Consider the following 18,912-nt stretch of genomic DNA (forward strand, 5'->3'; position numbering starts at 1 on the left):
TCCTCAGCCGACCCGGGCCGCGGAACCGGCCAGGGTGTCCTGCGTGCGCGTGCCCACCGCGGGCAGTCGCGGGCCACCGAACGCCTTGATGTACGCGACCAACGGTTCGGCGGCGTACCGGAACGCCGCAAGGTCGACGAAGCCCCGGTCCCACGCCGCCGCTTCCAGCCCGTCGGCGGCGCAGCCCCACAGCCTCGCGAAGCACGCGTCGACGATCTCGGTGCGGAAGTGCAGCCGAGCACCCGGTCGGCGATGCCCCGTCGTGCGCGGGACGAGCGTCTCGTTCAGCGACGCCGCGGTCGCCGCGACCTGCCGTGCCGCGGTGAGTAACGCGGGGGTACGCAACGGCGGCGCGACCATCCACAGAGCCAGGCTGCGGTGTGGCGTGGTGCCGAACGCCCGCACCAACACCCGCAGCACCGCCTCGCGGTCGTCGAGACCCCGTTCCCGGTCGGTCAGCCAGTCCCACCCGCTCGGCGGCGCACCGGTCAGCCCTCGCCGGTGGGCCACCTCGCCGGCGCGCTCCTCGACCATCGGGTCGTCGATGTCGACCTCTGCCAGCCCGGCCAGCACCCCTCGCCGGTGCCAGGTCGCCGACTCGGGATGTAGCAGCATCAGCACCGCGGCGGCCTCCCGGTCGCTGGCCCAGTGCCCGCCGACCGACTCGCCGGCGAACCGGGCGCGCCAGCTGTCGAGAAAGCGGGTGTGCAGGTTGTCGAGCGGCTGGTCGCCGGCGTGCGCCGGGCACAGCTCGGGCGCGTTGTCCGCCGCCATCGACAGCAGCATCCGCGCGTCGGCGCCCTTGGCGTCGCAGGGGTCGCGCCGGTGCCAGGTCAGGAACCGGCCCACCACGGCCGCCGCCTCGGGTGGCGCGCTGCGCTCCAGCGCCTGGTACGACCGCCGCCGGAAGGGCAGGTCCCGGCCGATGTCCAGCAGCAGCACCGCCTCGGCGTCGCTGAGTACGCCGGCTGCGACGGCGCGGCGCAGCGCGACCCGGATGTTCACCAGCGGGACGCTCAGGGCGCGGTGGCCTTCCTCGGCGGGCCCGTGCACGACGGCCACCTCGTCGTCGCCCGTGACGACCCCGTCGCGGTAGAGCCGGAACACCTCGCCCACACCCCGCATCCCGAACGGCCACAGCTCGGCGGCGCGCAGTGCGCCCATGCTGGCGGCGCCGGCCACGGTCACGCCACGGTCGAGCAGGTCGAGGATCTCCCGGTGGCGGACCGGCGGGTGTTGCAGGAAGAACCCGTCGATGACGAGGACCCGGTCGCCGGGGGCAACGTCCAGGCGGAGCAGGTCGCCGTGCGCGACGGGCGGCAGCACCACCGCGTCGGGCAGCAGCCGACCGACCTCGTCGGCGGGGAGGCTCGGACCGATGAAGACGACGTCAGTCACGGGGCACTCCTGGTCGGGTACTCAGGGCCCGCTCGTCGAACATCCGCAGGCCGGGGGCGAACACCTTGCTCACCGCAATGCCGATGTCGTCGTGCGTCAGGTCGACGCTGAACGGCTCGACGCCGGTGACCCGCTGCACCCGCGCCGCCAGCTCGCGCAGCACCTGGGTCACGTCCCCCACGGGTGGCGCATCCCGGCGGACCGGCCGGACGGGCCGGTCGACTGTGGGCGGCGGCACCGGCGGTGCGCCGACATCGTGGTAGGCGGTGGCGTCGATGTCATCACGGGCTCCGGAGACCATGACCAGCCGCGATTGCGCTGCCTCCGCCATGGCCCGACCGACGGCGATCTCCGGGTCCACGTGGCAGCCGAAGCCGCCGAAGGTGACCGGCAGGTCCTCCGACCAGATCGAGGCGGCGTAGCAGGGCACGCCGACCGCGTTGGTGATGTCGCAGACCTCCACCCAGCAACCGGCCGCCACCAGCGCCTCGTGCACCGCGCGGGTCATCACGTTGGTGACGGTGCCCGGGTCGGCGTAGGTGCGCTCGGCCAACGGTGAGGTGCAGTACGGGGCGATGCAGTCGCGCTCGACGACCTCCAGCAAAGCGTGCAGGCTGGCCTCGGCGAAGGTGTTCCCGGTGGCCAGCCCGTTGCTGCTGGGGGTGAACAGGGCGCGGTCCCAGCCCCGCCGGATGGTGAAGTCGAGTTCGATGGTGGCGCGGGGCACCAGGCAGTCCGCACCGGTCACCAGCCCTCGGCCAGCCACCCAGTCGAGCTCGACGGCGGGGGTCAGGGGTGACCGTTCCGCCAGGTGCAGCCACCGGACGTCGTAGGGCAGGTCGAGCGCCTCGGCCGGGGACCGGACGACGGTCCCCGGCCGGAGGTTCTCGGCATGCCAGGACTCGATGCTCTCCATGACCGCGCTGACCCGGGCCTGCGTCGCCGTGGCGCCGGTGCCGACGCTCACCGCCATGGTTGCTCCCACCGGCCGGTAGGCGACGTGCACCGGTAGGCCGATCTCGTCGAGCCGGGTGATGTCGGCGACCCGGGTGATCCGGAACCGGTCGAGCAGGCCCCCGATCCGCTCCCAGGTCTGCTCCACGGTGGCCGTCCGGTAGGTGCCGGATCGGAACGCGATGGTCTCGGTCGTGTCAGTCATCGAGGCTCCCGGCGAGGGGTGGGGAACTCAGAGGATGAGGACGGCGATGATGTTGACGTTGTTGTCGGCGATCGGGGCCACGCCGCCGGCGACCGTCTCCAACTCGGCCTCGGTCAGCTCGTTGAGGTCGACCAGCGGCACCTCGGGCACGTGCAGCACGTGCAGGCCGGGCGTGCCAGCCCAGTCGGCGACGACCTGGTCCTTGGTGTAGAGCGTGGCGGGCTGGGCGCGGTCGACCTCGACCCGGGAGCCGGCGGCTACCGGCAGGCCGGCCGCCGTCGCGTAGCCGGTCGGGTCGGCGAGCAGGCGCTGCAGTTCCTCGTCGCTGCGCCACACTGCGGTGACCAGTTCCGAGTACTTCGTCACGAACCTCGCGCCATATTCCTGTTCGTCGTTGCTCATCGTTCGGTCCTTTCCTCGGGTCGCTGCAAGACGGGGGGTGATCGCCGTGGCGAGAACGCTACGAAAATCGAGCTTCGACAATCAATGATTCGCTGTGACTGCCATCAGAATCTGCCGCGCCAGCTCATGCGCGGCAGACTTCGGTGTCAGGTGCAGCAGCACGGGCAGCAGCAGGCACAGCTGGGGTCCAGGCCGGCGACGACGCTGTCCAGTTCGTCCTCGGCCAACTCCGCCTGCGCCACCGGCAGCAGCGACGGCACGAAGAGCACGAAGGTGCCGCTGGTGCCCGCCTGCTGCCAGGACTCGACCTGCACCTCCAGATCCGGATCGGCGTCGGCGACGTCCCGGACTACCCGGACCTGCACATCCTCGGACAGTTGGAGCCCGTAGCCGGCGAGGAACCCCCGCGGGTCCCGGTCGAGCGCCTGCTCCTTGACCGGGTCGGCCCAGACGTCGGCGACCAGCCGGCTGTACGCGGCCACGAAGACCGCTCGATCGACAGGTGTCACACCCTGCTCCCTTCGATGGTCGGCCGCCGGAGGCGGCGACAGGCAGCGCGGGAGGTTCCGGGCCGCCGGTTTCACTTCATCGTGGGTCACCGGTGGATCCGGTCCGCCCGGAGAGCGGGAATTTCATCGAATGTGGCCGCGAAAAGGTCGCGCTGCGGCGAAAGCCGGGTAATTGGGAATCAGCGACTTGCGGCGGATGGCGATCCTAATCAATGTCACCACTGTGGACAAGTAGTAATTCCTCGCCTTTTACCCGCCCGGTGCCCACACCTACGCTGCGATCGGCGGACCGCACAGCGTGACAGCGGTTCGACGGGGTTGCCGTGTTCCGCTCACCGAGTGCTGCCGGAGGCCACCGTGACCATCGACGAGGTGACGACGACGCCCGGCGGCCCGATCGGGTACAGCGTGGACGAGCTCGCCCGCAAGGTGGGGATGTCGCCTCGCAACATCCGAGCCCACCAGGCCCGGCGGCTGCTGCCCCCGCCGGTGCGCCACGGTCGGGCCGCGCTCTACGACGACTCCCACGTCCGCCGACTGGACGCGATCCTCGCCCTGCAACGGCAGGGTTTCAACCTGGTGTCCATCGAGGCGATGCTCGGGGTCCGGGCCAGTGACGAGGCGCCCGACGGGCTCACCGCGATGCTGCAACGCCTGACCGCCGACCGTCCCGCGCTGGCCCACGCGCTGACCCGGCACGGCGTGATCGGCCGGACCACCGACGGCACCGTCCGCACCGTCCGGCCACGCCCGCTGCGCGCGGCCCTGGATCTGCACCGGGTACGGGTGGGCACGGTGCCGGCACTGCAGACCCTCAGCGAGGTGCTGGACAGCCTCCGGCCGGTGGCCGACGAGCTGGTCGCCGCCGTCACCGCCCGGCTGCTGACCCTCGCCCCAGAGCTGGTACGCGGCGGCGCCCGGTCGTCCTGGGCCGACCTCGACCGGGAGACCCTGTTGCTGACCCAGGGCGTGGTCAACGTGCTCACCGAGGCGTTCCGGCTCGCCGTGGAAAACCAGTCGGAGGCGCACATCGCCGAGCTGCTGGAGAAGCACCTCGACGCGGACGTGTGTCTGGAGGACAGCACGGTCATCGACAACGGCTGACCGGGTCGTCAGCTTGACGCGGGCTGCCCGTTCGCCTGTCGGCTCTGCGGCACGGTGTCGGAGGGTTCCGGATCGGTGAGCAGTTGCCGCCGCGCCAACCGGTGGAACAGCCCTTCCGGGTGCTCCATCAACTCGTCGAAGCTACCCCGCTGGACGATCTGCCCTGCTTCGAGGACCACGATGGTGTCCGCCGCCCGGACCGTGGACAACCGGTGGGCGATGACCACCCGGGTCGCGGCCAGGGCCGCGGTGCTCCGGCTGACCACCTCCTGGGTCCGGTTGTCCAGAGCGCTCGTCGCCTCGTCGAGGAAGATGATCCGGGGTAACGGGGCCAGCGCGCGGGCGATCAGCACTCGCTGACGCTGCCCGACGGAGAGCGTCCCGCCGCCGAACGGCACCATCGTGCTCATCCCCATCGGCAGCGCCTCCAGGTCATCGGCGAGGCCCGCCATCCGGGCCGCCTCCCAGACCTGGTCGAGTGGGAAGCTGCCGGCGCCGCAGATGTTGTCGCGTACCGAGCCGGCGAAGAGCTGACCATCCTGCAGCACCACTCCGCACTGCCGGCGGACCGCGTGGACGTCGAGTTCGGAGAGGTCCTGGCCGTCGTAGAGCACCGCGCCCTGCTGCTGGCGTTCAAAGCCGAGCAGCAACCGGAGCAGTGTGGATTTTCCGCAGCCACTCGGTCCGACGATGGCGACGAACTCACCCGGGCGGACGTGCAGGTCGATGTCGACGAGCACCGGTGGCTCGTCCGGCTGGTAGGCGAAGGTGAGCCGATGCAGCGCGATCTCGCCGCGCAACTCGCCCGGATCCACCCGGTCCGGCCGCGCCTCGGGCTCGGCGCGCAGGATCTCCCGCAGGCTGCCCAGCCGGGGCACTGCCGCGATCACTTCGACCCCCGCCGAGACCAGCACCAGCAGCGCGCCGAGCAGCATCGCGAAACCGACGTTGAGGATGAAGAAGTCGGCCGGCGTGACGCGGCCGGTCAGCGGCCCCATCAGCACGGCGAACAGGACCAGTTGGCCGGCGACCGGCAGCACGGTGCCGAAGGCGACCAGGCCCGCCTGACTCTGGCGGACCCGTTGCAGCGCCGCCCGGGCCGTCGCGGCCACCTCCGACCAGCGTGCGTGGGCGCGGGTTTCGGCCGCCGCCAGTTTGATCTTGACGATGCCGCCGAGCAGTTGATTGGTCATCGCCGCCGCCCGGTGCTCGGCCGGCAGCGCGGACCGTTGCTGACGGACGATGAGCACGGCGAACGCGCCGAAGGTCAGCATGGTGACGGCGACGATCCCCGCTCCCCACAGCCCGAGCACGGGCTCGACCACCAGGAGCATGCCGAGGGTCACCGCGACGGTCGCGGCCGCCGAGACGAGCTGCGGCAGCAGCGCGCTCAGCGCCTCACCGACGAACGAGATCCCCAACATCGAGTTGGCGATCTCACCGCTGCTGCGACCGGCGAAGAACCGGGCCGGTAGCCGCATCAGCCGGTCCCAGATCGCCAGCTGCGCGCCGGACTGCATCCGGCCGTCCAACCGCAGCAGACGCAGGTTCTGCACCACACCCACCAGCCCCGCGACCACCGCAGCGCTGAGCATCAGCGCGAGGAAGCCGCCAAGGCCGTTCACCTCGCCCTGCCGGGCCAGTTGGCCGAGCACCTCGCCGGTGGCCAGCGGCACGCCCAGGCCCAGCAGTGCCACGCAGGTGGCGGCGAACAGCAGACCCCGCACGTCGCGGGACGCACCGACCAGCCCGGCCCGCAGCAGGTGGCGCATCCGAGCGGTCGGCGGCAGCGGCGCCTGCACCTCGGTCGCCTCGGCGGCGAACGTCGCAGCCACGGTCGCGTCGATCGGCGCGTACGCTCGGGTGTCCGGGTCGACGTGGTGGTAACGGCCCCGGCGGAACACCAGCGGCACCGCGACGGCGCGCTCCGGATCATCGCCGGCCCGCCACCCCACCAGTGGCCCCAGGTCCCGCCGCCACCATCGGTCCGGCAGCCGCACCTCACGTAAGAACAGGCTGGAAGCTCGGGTCACCGCGTGCACCGCCGCCCGGTCGTCCAGCGGCGCGCGGCTGCGGTCGGCCGGCTCGTTGATCGGGCTGCCCATCCCCTCGGTGACCACCCGGAGCACCGAGGCCGCCCGCCCATACCGGTCGAAGCCGGCCTCGCCGTCGGGAACCGGAACCGCTCCGCCGGCGCCGATCACCCCGATCGACCGGCGGGCCGCCGCGGCGAGCACCGCCGCGTCGGTCTCCCGGCGCCGCTGCACGGCGCTCAGCAACGCCGCGTCGGCCTCCTCGATCCGGGTCTCCACCATCCGCAGTAGCCGGGCCACATGCTGGTCGACGGCCGACCGGAGCTGACCGTTGACCAGCAGGTCCCAGCTGCCGTGACTCTCCACCGCGCATGGCGACTCGGCCACCACCCAGTCCCGCTCGGCGACCAGCAGCAGCTCCCGCTCCCCCGACATCTCCGCCGGGCCACCGTCGTTGCGTCGCAGTTGTCCACCGGCGCTGCGCAGCCACCAGGCGCCGCCGGTGGAGGTGAGGGCACTCCCCTGCGCCAGCGAAATGATCTCGCGTCCGCGAAGGGTTGACGCCTCCCGGGGCGCCTGCCCGCGGCGCAGCGCGTCGGCGACGGTGACCAGCACCAGGTCAACCGCCGCGACCAGCTCAGTCGCGGCGGTCCGCGCCCGCAGCGACGCCCCGTGGTCCGCCACCCGGCCGAGCCGAACATGCCGCTCCAGCAGGGACAGGTGACGCCGGGACAGCCCACGCAGCTCCGTGCCGGGCAGCGGCACCAGGATCAACTGCCACGCGCCGATCGCGGTGGACGTCGGCACCAGGCCACCCGCGGGCAGCCGGGCCACATGGTGACGACGCGAAGGGCTCATCCCGGCCCGGCGCACCGCGAACAGGTCGGCCTCGCCGCCGGTCACCAGCCAGCCGGCCGTCGGGCCGTCGAGGCGGCAGACCTGGCGTACGCCGTCCGCGCAGAAGCCGATCAGGCCGCCGGCCGGGGGATCCTCCACCGCGCCACTCATCAGCGTCTCCTCGGATCGTCGTGGTCAGTGGTCCCGGACCAGGCGCGCGTACGCCCCGTCCCGGGCGACCAACTGCTCGTGGGTGCCGCGCTCCACCTCCCGGCCGCCGTCCAGCACGACGATCAGGTCGCAGTCGCGGACGGTGGACAGGCGGTGGGCCACGATCAGGCAGGTCGCCCCCCGCCGGCGCAGGTGCAGGTCGATCCGACGTTCGGTCTCGGCGTCCAACGCGCTGGTGGCCTCGTCCAGGACCAGCACCCGGGGATTGCGTACGAGCGCTCGGGCGATCTCCAGCCGCTGCCGCTGCCCACCGGAGAAGTTGCGGGCGTTCTCCCGCACCGGACTGCCGAGGCCACCCGGGCGGGCCGCGACCTCGTCGTAGAGGCACGCGTCGGTCAGCGCGGTGACGACGTCCTCATCGGCGACCGTAAGGTCCCACATGGTGACGTTGTCCCGGACCGTCCCCTCGAACAGCCGTTGGTCCTGGTCCACCATGGCGACGGTGGCCGCCCAGAGCCCGTCGTCGGCCGCGGCCCGCTCAAGTCCGTCCACGGTGACCCGTCCGGTCCAGGGGCGGTAGAGCCCGGCGACCAGCCGGCCGACCGTCGACTTGCCACTGCCCGAGCGCCCGACCAGCGCCACCCGGGCACCCGGCGGCAGGTCCAGGCTGAAATTCTCCAGCAGCGGACGGCCCAACGGGTTGTAGCCGAAGGTGACCTCCTCGATGCGCAGGTGCCCCTCCATCGGCGTCATCGGTCGGGCGGGTCGGTCCTGGGCCGACGGCAGTGGATACCGTTCCACGTCACGCAGCCGGTTGAGGTCGGCGCTCATGTCCTGCAACCGCGAGCCCAGCGCGGTCAGGTTGCCCAGCGGGCGGTTCATCGCCGCGGCCAGGCTCTGCATGCCGACCAGCACGCCGACGCTCATCGCCTCCGCCACGACCTGCCGGCTGCCCAGCCCCAGCAGCACCGCGGTGGTCCCGGAGGCGAGCAGCGCCGGCAGGACGGAGAGCACCGCGGTGGGCACGCCCAGCCGTTGCTGACGGGTGGCGACGGTGGCGTGGCGTGCCGCGAACCGGGCCACGGCGCGTTCCTCCTCGCCGCCGGCCTTCACCGTCTCGATCATCTGGACGGTGGTGTACACCGTCGTCACCAGCTTGCTGCGGTCCGCCTGAAGACCGGCGACAGCGGTGGACCGGGTCGAGGCGACATAGCGCAGCACGCTGACGTTCAGCCCGGCCAGGACCACCGCACACAGTCCGAGCAGCAGGTCGTAATGGCAGAGCAGAGCCCCGTACGCCAGCACCAGGCCGGTGTCCACCACCGTGGTGGCCGTCCTGCGGGTGAGCACCTCGGCGACCACCTCGTTGCCGCGGACCCGCTGGCTGAGGTCGGCGGCCTGCCGCTGGTCGAAGAAGGTCGGCGGCAGCCGCAGCAGATGTCGGAAGAACCGGGCGGCGCTGGCGAGGGCGAGCGCCGTCTCCGCACGTACGGTCAGGCGTTGCTGCAGCAGGCTGGCCAGGAAGGTCAACACGGTGGCCACCGCCACCGCCGCCACCAGACCGGCGAACGCGGCCCGATCCTCCTGCAACAGCACCCGGTCGACGAAGACCTTGGCCATCACCGGGATGGTCAGACCGACCACGGCGATCAGCAGGCCGAGCAGCAGCATCTGCGCGATCGCCGAGCCCGGCCCACGCCACCGCTCGGCCAGCGCTCGCAGCAGCCGGTAGCGGGTGCCGCCGGGCCGAAACTCGGGGCCGGGCTCCATGGTGAGCACGATGCCGGTGAAGGCGCCGTCGAACTCCTCCCAGCTCACCGCACGGGGACCGGTGGCCGGATCGTTGATGAAGACCTTGCGGCCGAGCCCTTCCAACACCACGAAGTGCTCGAAGCGCCAGAACAGCACCGCCGGTAACGCCACGGTGGCCAGGCCAGCCAGGTCCATCTGGAAACCCTTGGCCACCACGCCGTAGCGGCGGGCACCCTTGAGCACGGTGGCCGCGGTGGAGCCGTCCCGGCTGACGCCGCACACCCGGCGCAACTCTTCAAGGGGCACGTGCCGACCGTGGTGCGCGAGCAGGATCCCCAGCGCGGCGGCGCCGCACTCCACCGCCTCCATCTGGATCAGGGTGGGCGTACGGACCCGTCGACGCCGAATCCTGGGCAGCGCCGTGCCGCTGACGGCGGTCGTCGGCGCGCTCATCGGCGCAGCAACCAGTCGATCGGGTGTTCCTGGTCCACGGTGAACCAGGCGGTGACCTCGCTGGCCGAGTTGAGCTGGAACGGCGGCGGAGACTTGGTCCAGCGCAGGCCGCCCGGGGCGGCCGGGTCGGGCTCCAGGGCGACAGTCACCCGGACCACGCTGCCGCGGGCGAGCAGCCGCCGGACGTCCGACCCGGTGCCCAGGAAGGCGCGCAGCGAAGCCTCGGTCTCCGGGAAGGCGCCGACCGTGGTCACCTGGCCGGCCAGGGTGCCGAACACGTTGCGCGGCGCGGCTGCGGCGGCCACCTCGACGGTCACACCGGGTTGCAGCAGCGGGGCGGCGACCGCGGGGGCGTAGACGACTGCCTGCAACGCGTCCCCGGCGGTGTCGAGCCGTTCCAGGTCGGCCAGGTGCGTACCCGGGGTGACGATCTCGCCTTCCGAGACCAGCCAGGCGACGACGTAGGCGTCACCCGGCGCGGTCTCCACCCGCACCTTGCCGTCCGCCGTGCGCAGGCTGTAGAGGGGCGTGCCCTTCGGTACCCGCTGGTGCGGTGCCGCCCACACCTTGGTGACCTGGCCGCTGTCGAGCGCGTCAAGGGCCGAGATCCCGTTCGAGTGGATCAGCACCCCGGCCGCCTCGACGGTCCGGGGCACCACCGTGCGTACCGACCAGACACCTGCGGCGACGACGACGATGACCAGCGCGGTGGTGGCCAGCCAGTTCGGCACTGTGGTCAGCCGGACCGCCCGGTCCAGTTGCTCGGGCGCTTCCAACTGGCGTAGCGCCTGCCGCCGGAACTTCATGGCCGGCCCTGCGCCGCGGCCGGGCCGGGAGCGCGGCGGGAGCCGAGCAGGAAGTCGGCCACGCTCGGCTCGACCAGCGGGTCGAGCCCGGACAACTCGGCGAAGGCCTGGGAGTCCCCGGCGCCGAGGGCGCAGGGCGCCAGCCCCATGGCGGTGGCGACGAGGTACATCTGCTGGGTCAGCACACCCGCGTCCTTGAGAATCATGGCGTAGCTCATCCCTTCGTACTTCCACATGAGCCGCTGGACCCGGGCGGTGACCACCAGGACCGTCTGCGGCGGCCGAGGCAGGGCGCCGGACGCCCGGGCGTACGCCAGCAGCCGGTCCGCGGCCGGTCCCCAGCCGGCGACCGGCTCCAGCCGGTGCCCGACGGCGTCGTAGTGGTAGAGCCCGGGGTCGAGCCCGGCGCAGCGCGCGACCAGTGGGTAGATCTCCAGCTCGTAGACACCGCCGCCGCCCGGGTAGGGCCGGTGGCCGATCTCCTGCCCGCCGGCCTCGCCGACGGCGCTGGTGTGCTGCGACCGGTGCAGGAACTCCGCCAGCCGCTCCAGCGGCAGCGGCGCCGTGTCGTCGTGTTCGCGCACGCTGCGCCGGTCCGTGACGACCTGACTGAACGCGGGGTCCGCTTTGGCGATCGTCGCCAGGTCCGGCAGTGGCAGGTCCACCGCCCGGCCTCCGTCGTACGGGCGTCGCAGCGGTTGCGGGGTGAAGCTCCCCCGCATCCGGTAGGTTCCGCCCACCGGCAGCGCGTGTCGGCCGGCCCGGGATCGGTGGTGCAGCCGCAACTCCTCCGGCGACCAGTAGGCCAGCGGCGCGTCGTCGCACTCCGCCTCGAACTCGACGTCGGTGACCAGGATCCGGGCGGTGGCCAGCTCGTCGAGCACCCGTCCGGCGACGTCCGGCGGCACGCCCAGCGTGCGGGCCACCGTCTCGGGTCCGACGCCCGGCGCGGCGGCGGCCAGTACCGCGCCGAGGGCGGCATCGGCGCAGCCGACAACGAGGGTGCTCAGCGGTGATGCGGCCACCAGCATGCCCCGTTCGTGCTGAAGGGCGGCGAAGCGGGAGAGCCGGTAGCGGGCCCCGGGGGTGTGTGGGCGACCCTCCGGCAGACTGCCCCGGCCCAGGCCGGTGGGAACCAGGTCGAGCAGCGGCCGATCGTCGACCTGTACGCGGCGCTCCAGCCAGGAGTGGGCGAGCAGCCGGCGCAGCAACAACTGCGCGGGCAACACCCGGTTCTCTCCCTCCAGGCCGCTGATCAGCCGGCCGACCTCGACGTCGTTGACCCAGTCGGCGGCGAGCCGCAGCAGCAGCGCCCGCCGGCCCATGCCCGGTTGCTCCAGGGTGAGCTGGAAGCGGGTCTGCCGCAGCGTCAGCGAGCCGTCCTCGCCGAGCCGCAGCTCAGCGTCCCGGCGCAGCCGGTACGACTCCTGAATCGGCGGACCGCCGACGGAGCCGCTCACGATGACCGCCGAGCGACCGGGTCCACAACGGTGGCCATCCCCACATCCTTCCCACGGTCCCGGTGGCCCGGGAGCGCCGGCTAGAAGAAGACGTTCAGCGGATTGGCCGATGTCTCGTCGACGGCCAGTGGGCCCCGACCGAGGCGGGCCGGCACGTCCCACAGCCGGCCGGGACCGAGCCGGCGCCAGAAGTGGCGCAGGCCCGGCACGACGACTTTCACCACCGCCAGGTCGACATCCGGACGGGACTGGTCGACGACGATCACCTCCAGGCCGGCCCGTTCCACCCGGCGTACACAACGACGCACGTCATCTCCGACGTCGCCGGTGGTCAGCGTCGGGTGGTCGGCCGCGGTGCGCGACGGCCGGGTGGGATCCGGGGTCAGCCAGGGCTGGTCGGCCACCCGCACGGTGCCGAACCAACGCGCGGTGTCCGGGTCGTCGACGCCGTACCGGTTGCGGGCGGAGGTGGGACCGGCGACAGCGGGCAGGAACTGGTTCACCTCGGTGAGCGCCCGGGTCAGCGCGACCCGCGCGTCCAGGTGCGCGCCGAAGCCGACCAGGACGTCCTCCGGCCCTCGGTCGACCCGCCGGGACACCGCGGCGAACGTGGGTACGCCGAGGTCGGCGGTCAGGTCGAGGGCCCACAGTTCGCGGCCCAGCGCGGTGGTGTGATGGTCGACGCAGGCGGCCGTCCACGGGTCACCGAACGAGGCGAGGTCCACCCCGGGCATCCGGGATCGGTGGTACCACCACAGGGCCACGCTGTCCCGCTCCACGAGTTCGCAGATGCCCTGCATGATTGCCTCGGACAGGTTGCCGCCGGCCGCGCAGCCGTTGGAGTCGGCCGAGCACACCCCCAGCCCGGTCAGCTCCGGATGCCCGTACCAGCAGTGCGCGGCGGGCAGCTCGCGCGGTGTCTGCCGGGTCAGCGACCAGCCCGTGGTCCAGTCCAGCTCCACCTCGTCGGGCAGCGGGCGGGGAATGCGGTGCAGGTGGCCGAGGTCGCGGTTGAGCCGGTGCCGGTCGGCGTACTGGCGTTCCGAGAAGAGCAGCAGCTCCCGCAGGTGTACCGCGCGGTCCGGACCGAGCTGCCGGTAGGTCGCCCGGTGCACCGGGCGGTCGCCGCGCCACACCCCGCAGTAGCGTTCCACCGCCTCCCCGACCGCGCTCATCCGGGCCTGCAGGTCGGTCCGGCCCTTGCCGCCGCTCTGCCCGCGCAGATTGCGGCGCAGCGCGGCGAGCTGACGGGGCTGGGCGAAGTTGTGCCCGGCCGAGTAGGTGTGGGTGACGCCGTTGTCGGTCGTCTCCAGCGGGGTCAGCCGGCTCACCACGCCCAGATACCGGCTGACATGGTGGACGAGCGCGGCGTACGCCTCGGCGGGTTCCCGGACACGGGAGTCCCCGGCCCGACTGGGCTGGGCGCCACTCGGTGGCAGGTCGATCCGTGGCTCGGCCTTGCGGACGAGGTCCGGGTTACCGCAGGCGGGGCACTGCGGCTGGCGTACCAGTTGGTGGCTCTCCGTGCTCAGGTCCCGGGTGTCCAGGGCGACCATCCGGCCGGTGAGACGGGGTGACGCGCCCCGGACGGCGAGCACGGCGAACTCCGCAGCGAGCAGCCCGGCCGCCATGGTGGCCAGTCCGGGCAGGACCGCGCGGCCGGGCTGCGGCAGCGGAGCGGCCAGGTCCTGCCCGTCGAGGAAGGCGTTCACCTGTTCGTTCTCCTGCCAGCGTTGGCGCAGGCAGGCCCAGCAGCCGGTACGGCCCGGCACGAGGTGCGGGCCGAGGAAGACGACGTTGCCGTGTGGCCGGGCCAGCGTCCACGCGCGACCGGCGGCCAGGTGGCGGTCGTTGATCAGCGCCAGCCGGGAGTCGAGCATCGACGACGGCAGCACCAGCACCTGGGCGTTGCCCGGGCCCGGGTCCGGTGCGTCCGGCCCGACCACTGTCGGGGCGAGGCCTAGGGCACGCAGCGCGTCGGCGGTCTCGGCCACCCGCGGCGCCCCGAGGTCCACGATGGTGACCCGTCCCCCGGCCATCCACCGCCGCCCGACGTCGGGCGGCACACCCCGGGCGTCCCAGCCGGCGGCCTCGGCTGCCGAGGTGTGCGCCGGACCGGACACCAGAAGGCCGTGATCGCGCAGCCGGGCGAGGGCTGCGGCGACGGCGGTGACCGGGTGTCGGGTGGCCAGCCGGGCCACCACGTCGGCCAACGGGGCGGCACCGTCGAGCTGCTCGGCCAGGTCCGCGGCGACCGGGTCGTCGATGAGTAGGCTGCGGGTCTCCCCCAGCACCACGAGCGGACCGTCGGGCAGCCGCACCGGCACGTAGTCCGATCGGAAGCGCGGACGCCACATGGGTTCCTCCCGAGCTTCGTGGCCGGACCGCGGCACCGCCGGCCCCGCCGGCGATCACGGCTGCTGTCATCGTCGCGGTCCGGTGGCGTCCAATCCGAGTGATGCCACCGGTTTCTGCCGTCGCCGACGCCGTGGACGCTCGGCGGCAGGGTCAGTCGGCGGTGACGGTCAGCGCGGTGTCGTTGAGCCCCAGCACTGATGTGCCGACGGTCTGTGCCGGCACAAGCAGCACGAAGGTCTCCACCCGGGTGACCCGGATCGACTTTCCGCTGATCGCCTTGAGGTGACCGATGGCGATCAGGTCCGGGCTCTGCGGTTCCAATCGGACGGTGGCCGGACCGCCGGGCGCCGGGCGCAGCGTGTCGGTGGCGTGGATCGTCAAGAAGGTGAGTGTGCCGGTCGGCACCGCGACCGCGCAGTCGGACCACTCCACCCGGTCCATCGTCCGCTGCACGGCCCCGCCGACACCGGCGAGCTGCTGCCCGTAGACCTCCCAACCGCCGGCGAACTGGCCGTCGAGCAGCGGGCTCGACACGACGAGGGACCGGTTGCCCGTCGTGGACCCGATGCTGCGGGCGAACACCTCGGCGGCGAGGGCCCGACGGCTGGTCTCGTCCAGGGCGGCGCCGCCCGCGGTAGCCGGCCGGCCGTCGATGCTCCGGGCGACCACCAGCGAAGGTTGGGTGACCTGAACGTTGTGGCTGAGCTTCCACTGGCCGTCAGCACTGAGCACGAACTGGCTGACGTCCGTGGGCGCAAGCTCCGAGCCGGTCAGCCGGAGAGTCGCCGTGGCGAGGAAACAAGCCGGGTCGGCGGGTGGCACCGCGAAGACCGGGTTTATGTGCTGGAAGGACGGTTGCGCACGCTGGTTGTACGCGGCCCGACGTACTGCGGCGATGCTGAGGTCCAGCGAGGGCGAAACCTCCTGCGCCCGCAGCGCCTCGACGTCACCGGCCACCGAGGCGGCCGAGTCGGCCTGGTCGAAGGCGGTGAGCACGAGCGCGGCCCGGTCCCGACCGAAAGTGGCCGAACCGTGGGGCGCCGGGGTGGCCGCGTCCACTGGCTCACCACCACAGCCGGTCAGCACGAGCAGCGCCACCGTGGCGGCGGCGAACGGCATCGCCGGCACCGGCGCGGCGAGGGTACGCGGGCTCCTGACGGATCTTCTGCCCAGCATCTCGTCCTCCATCCACCACCGGTCCACGGGAATCGCGCCCGATGCAGTCGAGTATGTGAGCGGCTGTCCGGCTACGACGGTGGCGGCGCAGCCTCGTGCTGCCCGGCCTGTCGACGTTGCACCGAACGACGTCATCCGGCCTGGATTGCAGTCATCGATCGGTGTCATCGAGACGAGCGACCCAGGCGGCCAGGCCCGACCGGGACGCGACGCCCGTCTTGCGGTAGAGGCGGGTCAGGTGCGCCTCAACCGTGCGGGGGCTGATGTTCAGCTGCCGCCCGATCAGTCGGCTGGTGGCCCCGGTCGCCGCCAGCCGCGCGATGTGCCACTCCCGGTCGGTCAGGGCGGCGACCTCGCGCGGGCCGACCGGACGGGCCAGTCGCAGGCCGACCCGTTCCGTTCCGCACCACCCGGCCAGTTCCAGCGCCCGGCGGCGGGCCCGCGCCGCCAGGCCGGCCTGGTCGGCGGCTTCGGCTGCCCGGGCCAGGGAGGCCAGGGCAAGGCTGCGCCGTAGCACCATCCCGCCGGCGCGGAACAGGTCGGCCGCGGTCTCCAGGTGCAGCAGCGCCGCCCGGACCTCGCCGCGGGCGAGCAGCACCTCGCCGTACGCCGACTCGGCGAAGCCCCGCTGCCCGGGCAGACCGACCTGATCCGCCTCGGCCAATGCCAGCCGCGCCTGCCGCTCGGCGTCGGCCACGTCGCCCGCGACGAGCGCGGCGGCGCAGAGCAGCTCGTACCACCTGGGCCGGAGGGACGTCTGGAGACGGCTCAGCCGGCTGTCGCCGCCGGCTGAGCGCACCAGTTCGGCACAGGTCGCCGGATCACCCGACAGCAGCGCCGCGGTCGCCAGCGCCGTCGCGGCGGTACGACCGCACCAGGTGGCGAGGTCGGTGGCGATTCCGGCGGCGCTGCGGGCCAGCGCCACCGCCCGATCGTCGTCCCGAAGGCCACCACGCCACGCCGTCGCCTCCGCCTCGAACGCCAGGGCGAAGCTCAGCAGGTCGCGACTGCCGATGCGCCGGGCAACGATGCCCGCCTCGGTAGCCAATCCGATGGCGGCGTTCAGCTGCCCGCCGTGGTAGGCCACTTGACTACGACCGAGCAGCAGCTGGCACAGTCCGTCGTCGCGGTGCGAGGCGCGGACGAGCGTCAGCCCTCGGTCGAGGTGCCGCACCGCGTCGGCCTGCCGTTCGAGGTACAACTCGCTCAGGCCGAGTGCGGTGAAGCAGTCGGGGTGGTCCCGCACGTCCCGATCCGGCAGCGAGTCGACGATCCGGGCGCCGGCATCGAGCAAGCACTGGGCGGCGTCGAGTGCGCCGTCGAGAGCGGCGGCCAGACTACGCACCGCCAGCAGGCTGGCCCGGTCCGCGCCGGAGCCGCCGAGATCTCCGCTGAGCACGTCGGGCAGCCCGGTCACGGGGCGGCCGGCCAGGATGCCGGCGACGCCGATCTCGGTGGCGAGGCGGTAGCCGTCGCTAGGTCCAGCATCGGCTGGCAGGGCGGACAACTCCCGCCGGCTGATGGCCACCGCCTCCGCGTAGTTGCCGAGCAGACGTTCCACACGCGCCCAGAGAGCTACTGCCTGCGCCCGCCGTCCCTCCGGGTCGGCGGAGAACAGCGGCACGATCTCCTGGAGCAGGGCCCTGCTCTCGGCCAGATTCCCCGCCTCCCCGGTGATCTCGGCCAGCGCGAGCGAGACGTCCTGACGACGTTGCGTCAGACCGGCCGTCGGCCGCAGCGCACGCAGCGCCAGCCGCAGCCAGCGGATGGCCAGGTCCGGCGTCTCGCGCCGGACCTCCTGAGCGGCCCGGCAGAGCACGTTGACGCAGCGGTCGACCCAGCCGCCGTATGGCAGGGCGAGCAGGCGCTCCGCGTAGCGGGCCCGTTCCGCGGGTGGCGCGCCCAGATCGACCAGCGCGGTGAGCGCCCGCACACACGCCTCCACCTGCCACTGCGTGTCGGTGTCCTGAGCGACCGCCATCCGCAGCACCGGGTGTCGGGAGGCGAACCGTCCAGTGCCGGGGACGCGGCGGATCAGGTCAAGCCGGGCCAGCCGCCAGCAGGCCTCGACCGCCAGTGACGTCGGGACCTGCGCAACCTCGGCGAGCAGGTCCGCGGTGAAGGGCGCATCGACGATCGCCCCGGCCCGCAGACAGGCCAGCTCGACGGGGGGTAGGTCCGTCCACTCGCGGCGCAGCACGGCCACCGCCGCGTCGGACAGCCGGCCACCCTGTGCTTCACGGATCGGGTCTGCGCTGTTCGAGGTGGGGTCGCTCGGCAGCACCGCCAGGTAACCGGGGTTGCCCTCGGTCAGGTCGTACCGGGCGCGCAGCTCCACTTGGTCGGTGTGGGGGTGCAGGAGCGCGACCTCGGCGAGGCTGAGAGGGCGAAGTTCGATCCGGTCGTGTGACGTCGGTTCCGCATCGGCGTGCTTGTCGGGATCCGGTAGTCCGAACGGCATCGGAGTCGCCATCTGCCGCGGGCGGTAGACGAGCACGAGCAGCAGCGGGGCGGGCACCGGATACCGCAGCAGGTGGGCGATCAGACCGGTGGAGGAGGCATCTGCCCAGTGCAGGTCGTCGAGGACCAGCACCAGACCGTCCCGTGCCGCCAGGCCGATCAGCCGGCGGGCCAGCTGGTAAGTCCGGAACCGCCGGGCGTCCGATGCCCGCGCCGGCGCCGCTGGCACCGCGGCGACGGACTCCGCCCAGCTCTCCCCAGTGGGCCGTCCAGCACGCACCCCGCGTCGGAGTGACTGCCCCTCGGTGAAGGCATGTCGAAACACATGGAAGGGGACTCCTCGCTCATCCGGCGAACAGGTCCCGACGGCCCAGGGGACGGTGGAGTCGCACCGCTCCAGGGCCTCGCGGACGAACCGGGTCTTGCCGATGCCCGGCTCTCCGACCACCTCGCAAACCATCTGCCAGCCACGGTTCAGCACGGTGGCCTGGGCTCTCCCGATACGTGCCAACTCTGGTCGTCGCCCGACGAAGCGCGGGCTCGATGATGCGCTTTCCAGCCCAGGTGTCATCACGCAGACCAGACGCCTTCCGGCACACTCAATGGGAATTGGTCGCACTATACCGGAGCACCGCCAATTGTCGAAACAAACCGGCGCGGCCAACCCCTATTTGACAGGTGGCGTCGAGATGCAGTTCTTTCCGACATCGCACCACAACCGGCAGAAAAGGACCGGTAGCCAGAAGCGCGGAATGATGTCCATGAAACCCAATAAATCACCTGTCATCTACTGCGCCAGGACTATCGCCAACGAGCCTCGGGCCGCTGCCGAGC

The 18,912-nt window shown here is 72.5% G+C and carries 12 protein-coding genes; 1 reads left to right on the plus strand and 11 read right to left on the minus strand.

Annotated features, from left to right (window positions below; genetic code table 11):
• Positions 1-3: 3 nt before the first annotated feature.
• The 4 genes from KBX08_RS04475 to KBX08_RS04490 all read right to left on the minus strand — a co-directional run bounded on the left by KBX08_RS04475 (position 4) and on the right by KBX08_RS04490 (position 3,468).
• Positions 4-1,398 (minus strand): TfuA-like protein, encoded by a 1,395-nt coding sequence (locus KBX08_RS04475; RefSeq protein WP_210781262.1) that lies wholly within the window; start codon positions 1,396-1,398, stop codon positions 4-6.
• Positions 1,391-2,557: a YcaO-like family protein gene (locus KBX08_RS04480; protein ID WP_210781263.1), complete on the minus strand. Its 1,167-nt coding sequence runs from the start codon at positions 2,555-2,557 to the stop codon at positions 1,391-1,393. The genes KBX08_RS04475 and KBX08_RS04480 overlap by 8 nt, the downstream gene beginning before the upstream one ends.
• A 27-nt stretch (positions 2,558-2,584) precedes the next feature.
• Positions 2,585-2,959 carry a class IIb bacteriocin, lactobin A/cerein 7B family gene (locus KBX08_RS04485; protein WP_210781264.1) on the minus strand — a complete coding sequence of 125 codons (375 nt, stop codon included), beginning with the start codon at positions 2,957-2,959 and terminating at the stop codon, positions 2,585-2,587.
• Between the two features lie 146 nt (positions 2,960-3,105).
• Positions 3,106-3,468 carry a hypothetical protein gene (locus KBX08_RS04490; protein ID WP_210781265.1) on the minus strand — a complete coding sequence of 121 codons (363 nt, stop codon included), beginning with the start codon at positions 3,466-3,468 and terminating at the stop codon, positions 3,106-3,108.
• 357 nt (positions 3,469-3,825) lie between these two features.
• Between KBX08_RS04490 and KBX08_RS34345 the strand changes: the two genes are divergently transcribed.
• Entirely contained in the window at positions 3,826-4,572 is a 747-nt protein-coding gene (locus KBX08_RS34345) for a MerR family transcriptional regulator (RefSeq protein WP_210781266.1), read from the plus strand.
• 8 nt (positions 4,573-4,580) lie between these two features.
• Here the strand turns inward: KBX08_RS34345 and KBX08_RS04500 are convergent, their stop codons facing one another.
• The 7 genes from KBX08_RS04500 to KBX08_RS04530 form a co-directional block, all read right to left on the minus strand.
• Positions 4,581-7,613 (minus strand): ATP-binding cassette domain-containing protein, encoded by a 3,033-nt coding sequence (locus tag KBX08_RS04500; protein ID WP_210781267.1) that lies wholly within the window; start codon positions 7,611-7,613, stop codon positions 4,581-4,583.
• Between the two features lie 24 nt (positions 7,614-7,637).
• Positions 7,638-9,818, minus strand: coding sequence for an NHLP family bacteriocin export ABC transporter peptidase/permease/ATPase subunit (locus tag KBX08_RS04505; RefSeq protein WP_210781268.1), 2,181 nt, complete (start codon positions 9,816-9,818; stop codon positions 7,638-7,640).
• Entirely contained in the window at positions 9,815-10,624 is an 810-nt protein-coding gene (locus tag KBX08_RS04510; RefSeq protein ID WP_210781269.1) for an HlyD family efflux transporter periplasmic adaptor subunit, read from the minus strand. Before KBX08_RS04510 ends, KBX08_RS04505 begins: the two co-directional genes overlap by 4 nt.
• Complete coding sequence (locus tag KBX08_RS34585; protein ID WP_210781270.1) at positions 10,621-12,084, minus strand: SagB family peptide dehydrogenase; 1,464 nt, start codon at positions 12,082-12,084, stop codon at positions 10,621-10,623. The genes KBX08_RS04510 and KBX08_RS34585 overlap by 4 nt, the downstream gene beginning before the upstream one ends.
• 80 nt (positions 12,085-12,164) lie before the next feature.
• A complete protein-coding gene (locus KBX08_RS04520; protein ID WP_210781271.1) occupies positions 12,165-14,441 on the minus strand; it encodes a TOMM precursor leader peptide-binding protein in 2,277 nt (758 codons plus the stop codon).
• 151 nt (positions 14,442-14,592) lie between these two features.
• Positions 14,593-15,618 carry a hypothetical protein gene (locus KBX08_RS04525; RefSeq protein ID WP_210781272.1) on the minus strand — a complete coding sequence of 342 codons (1,026 nt, stop codon included), beginning with the start codon at positions 15,616-15,618 and terminating at the stop codon, positions 14,593-14,595.
• Between the two features lie 151 nt (positions 15,619-15,769).
• Positions 15,770-18,649, minus strand: a complete 2,880-nt coding sequence (locus KBX08_RS04530; protein ID WP_247668856.1) for an AAA family ATPase — start codon at positions 18,647-18,649, stop codon at positions 15,770-15,772.
• Between the last annotated feature and the right edge of the window lie 263 nt (positions 18,650-18,912).

It is taken from the genome of Micromonospora sp. H61 (assembly GCF_018070325.1).
Taxonomy (GTDB): Bacteria; Actinomycetota; Actinomycetes; order Mycobacteriales; family Micromonosporaceae; genus Micromonospora; species Micromonospora salmantinae.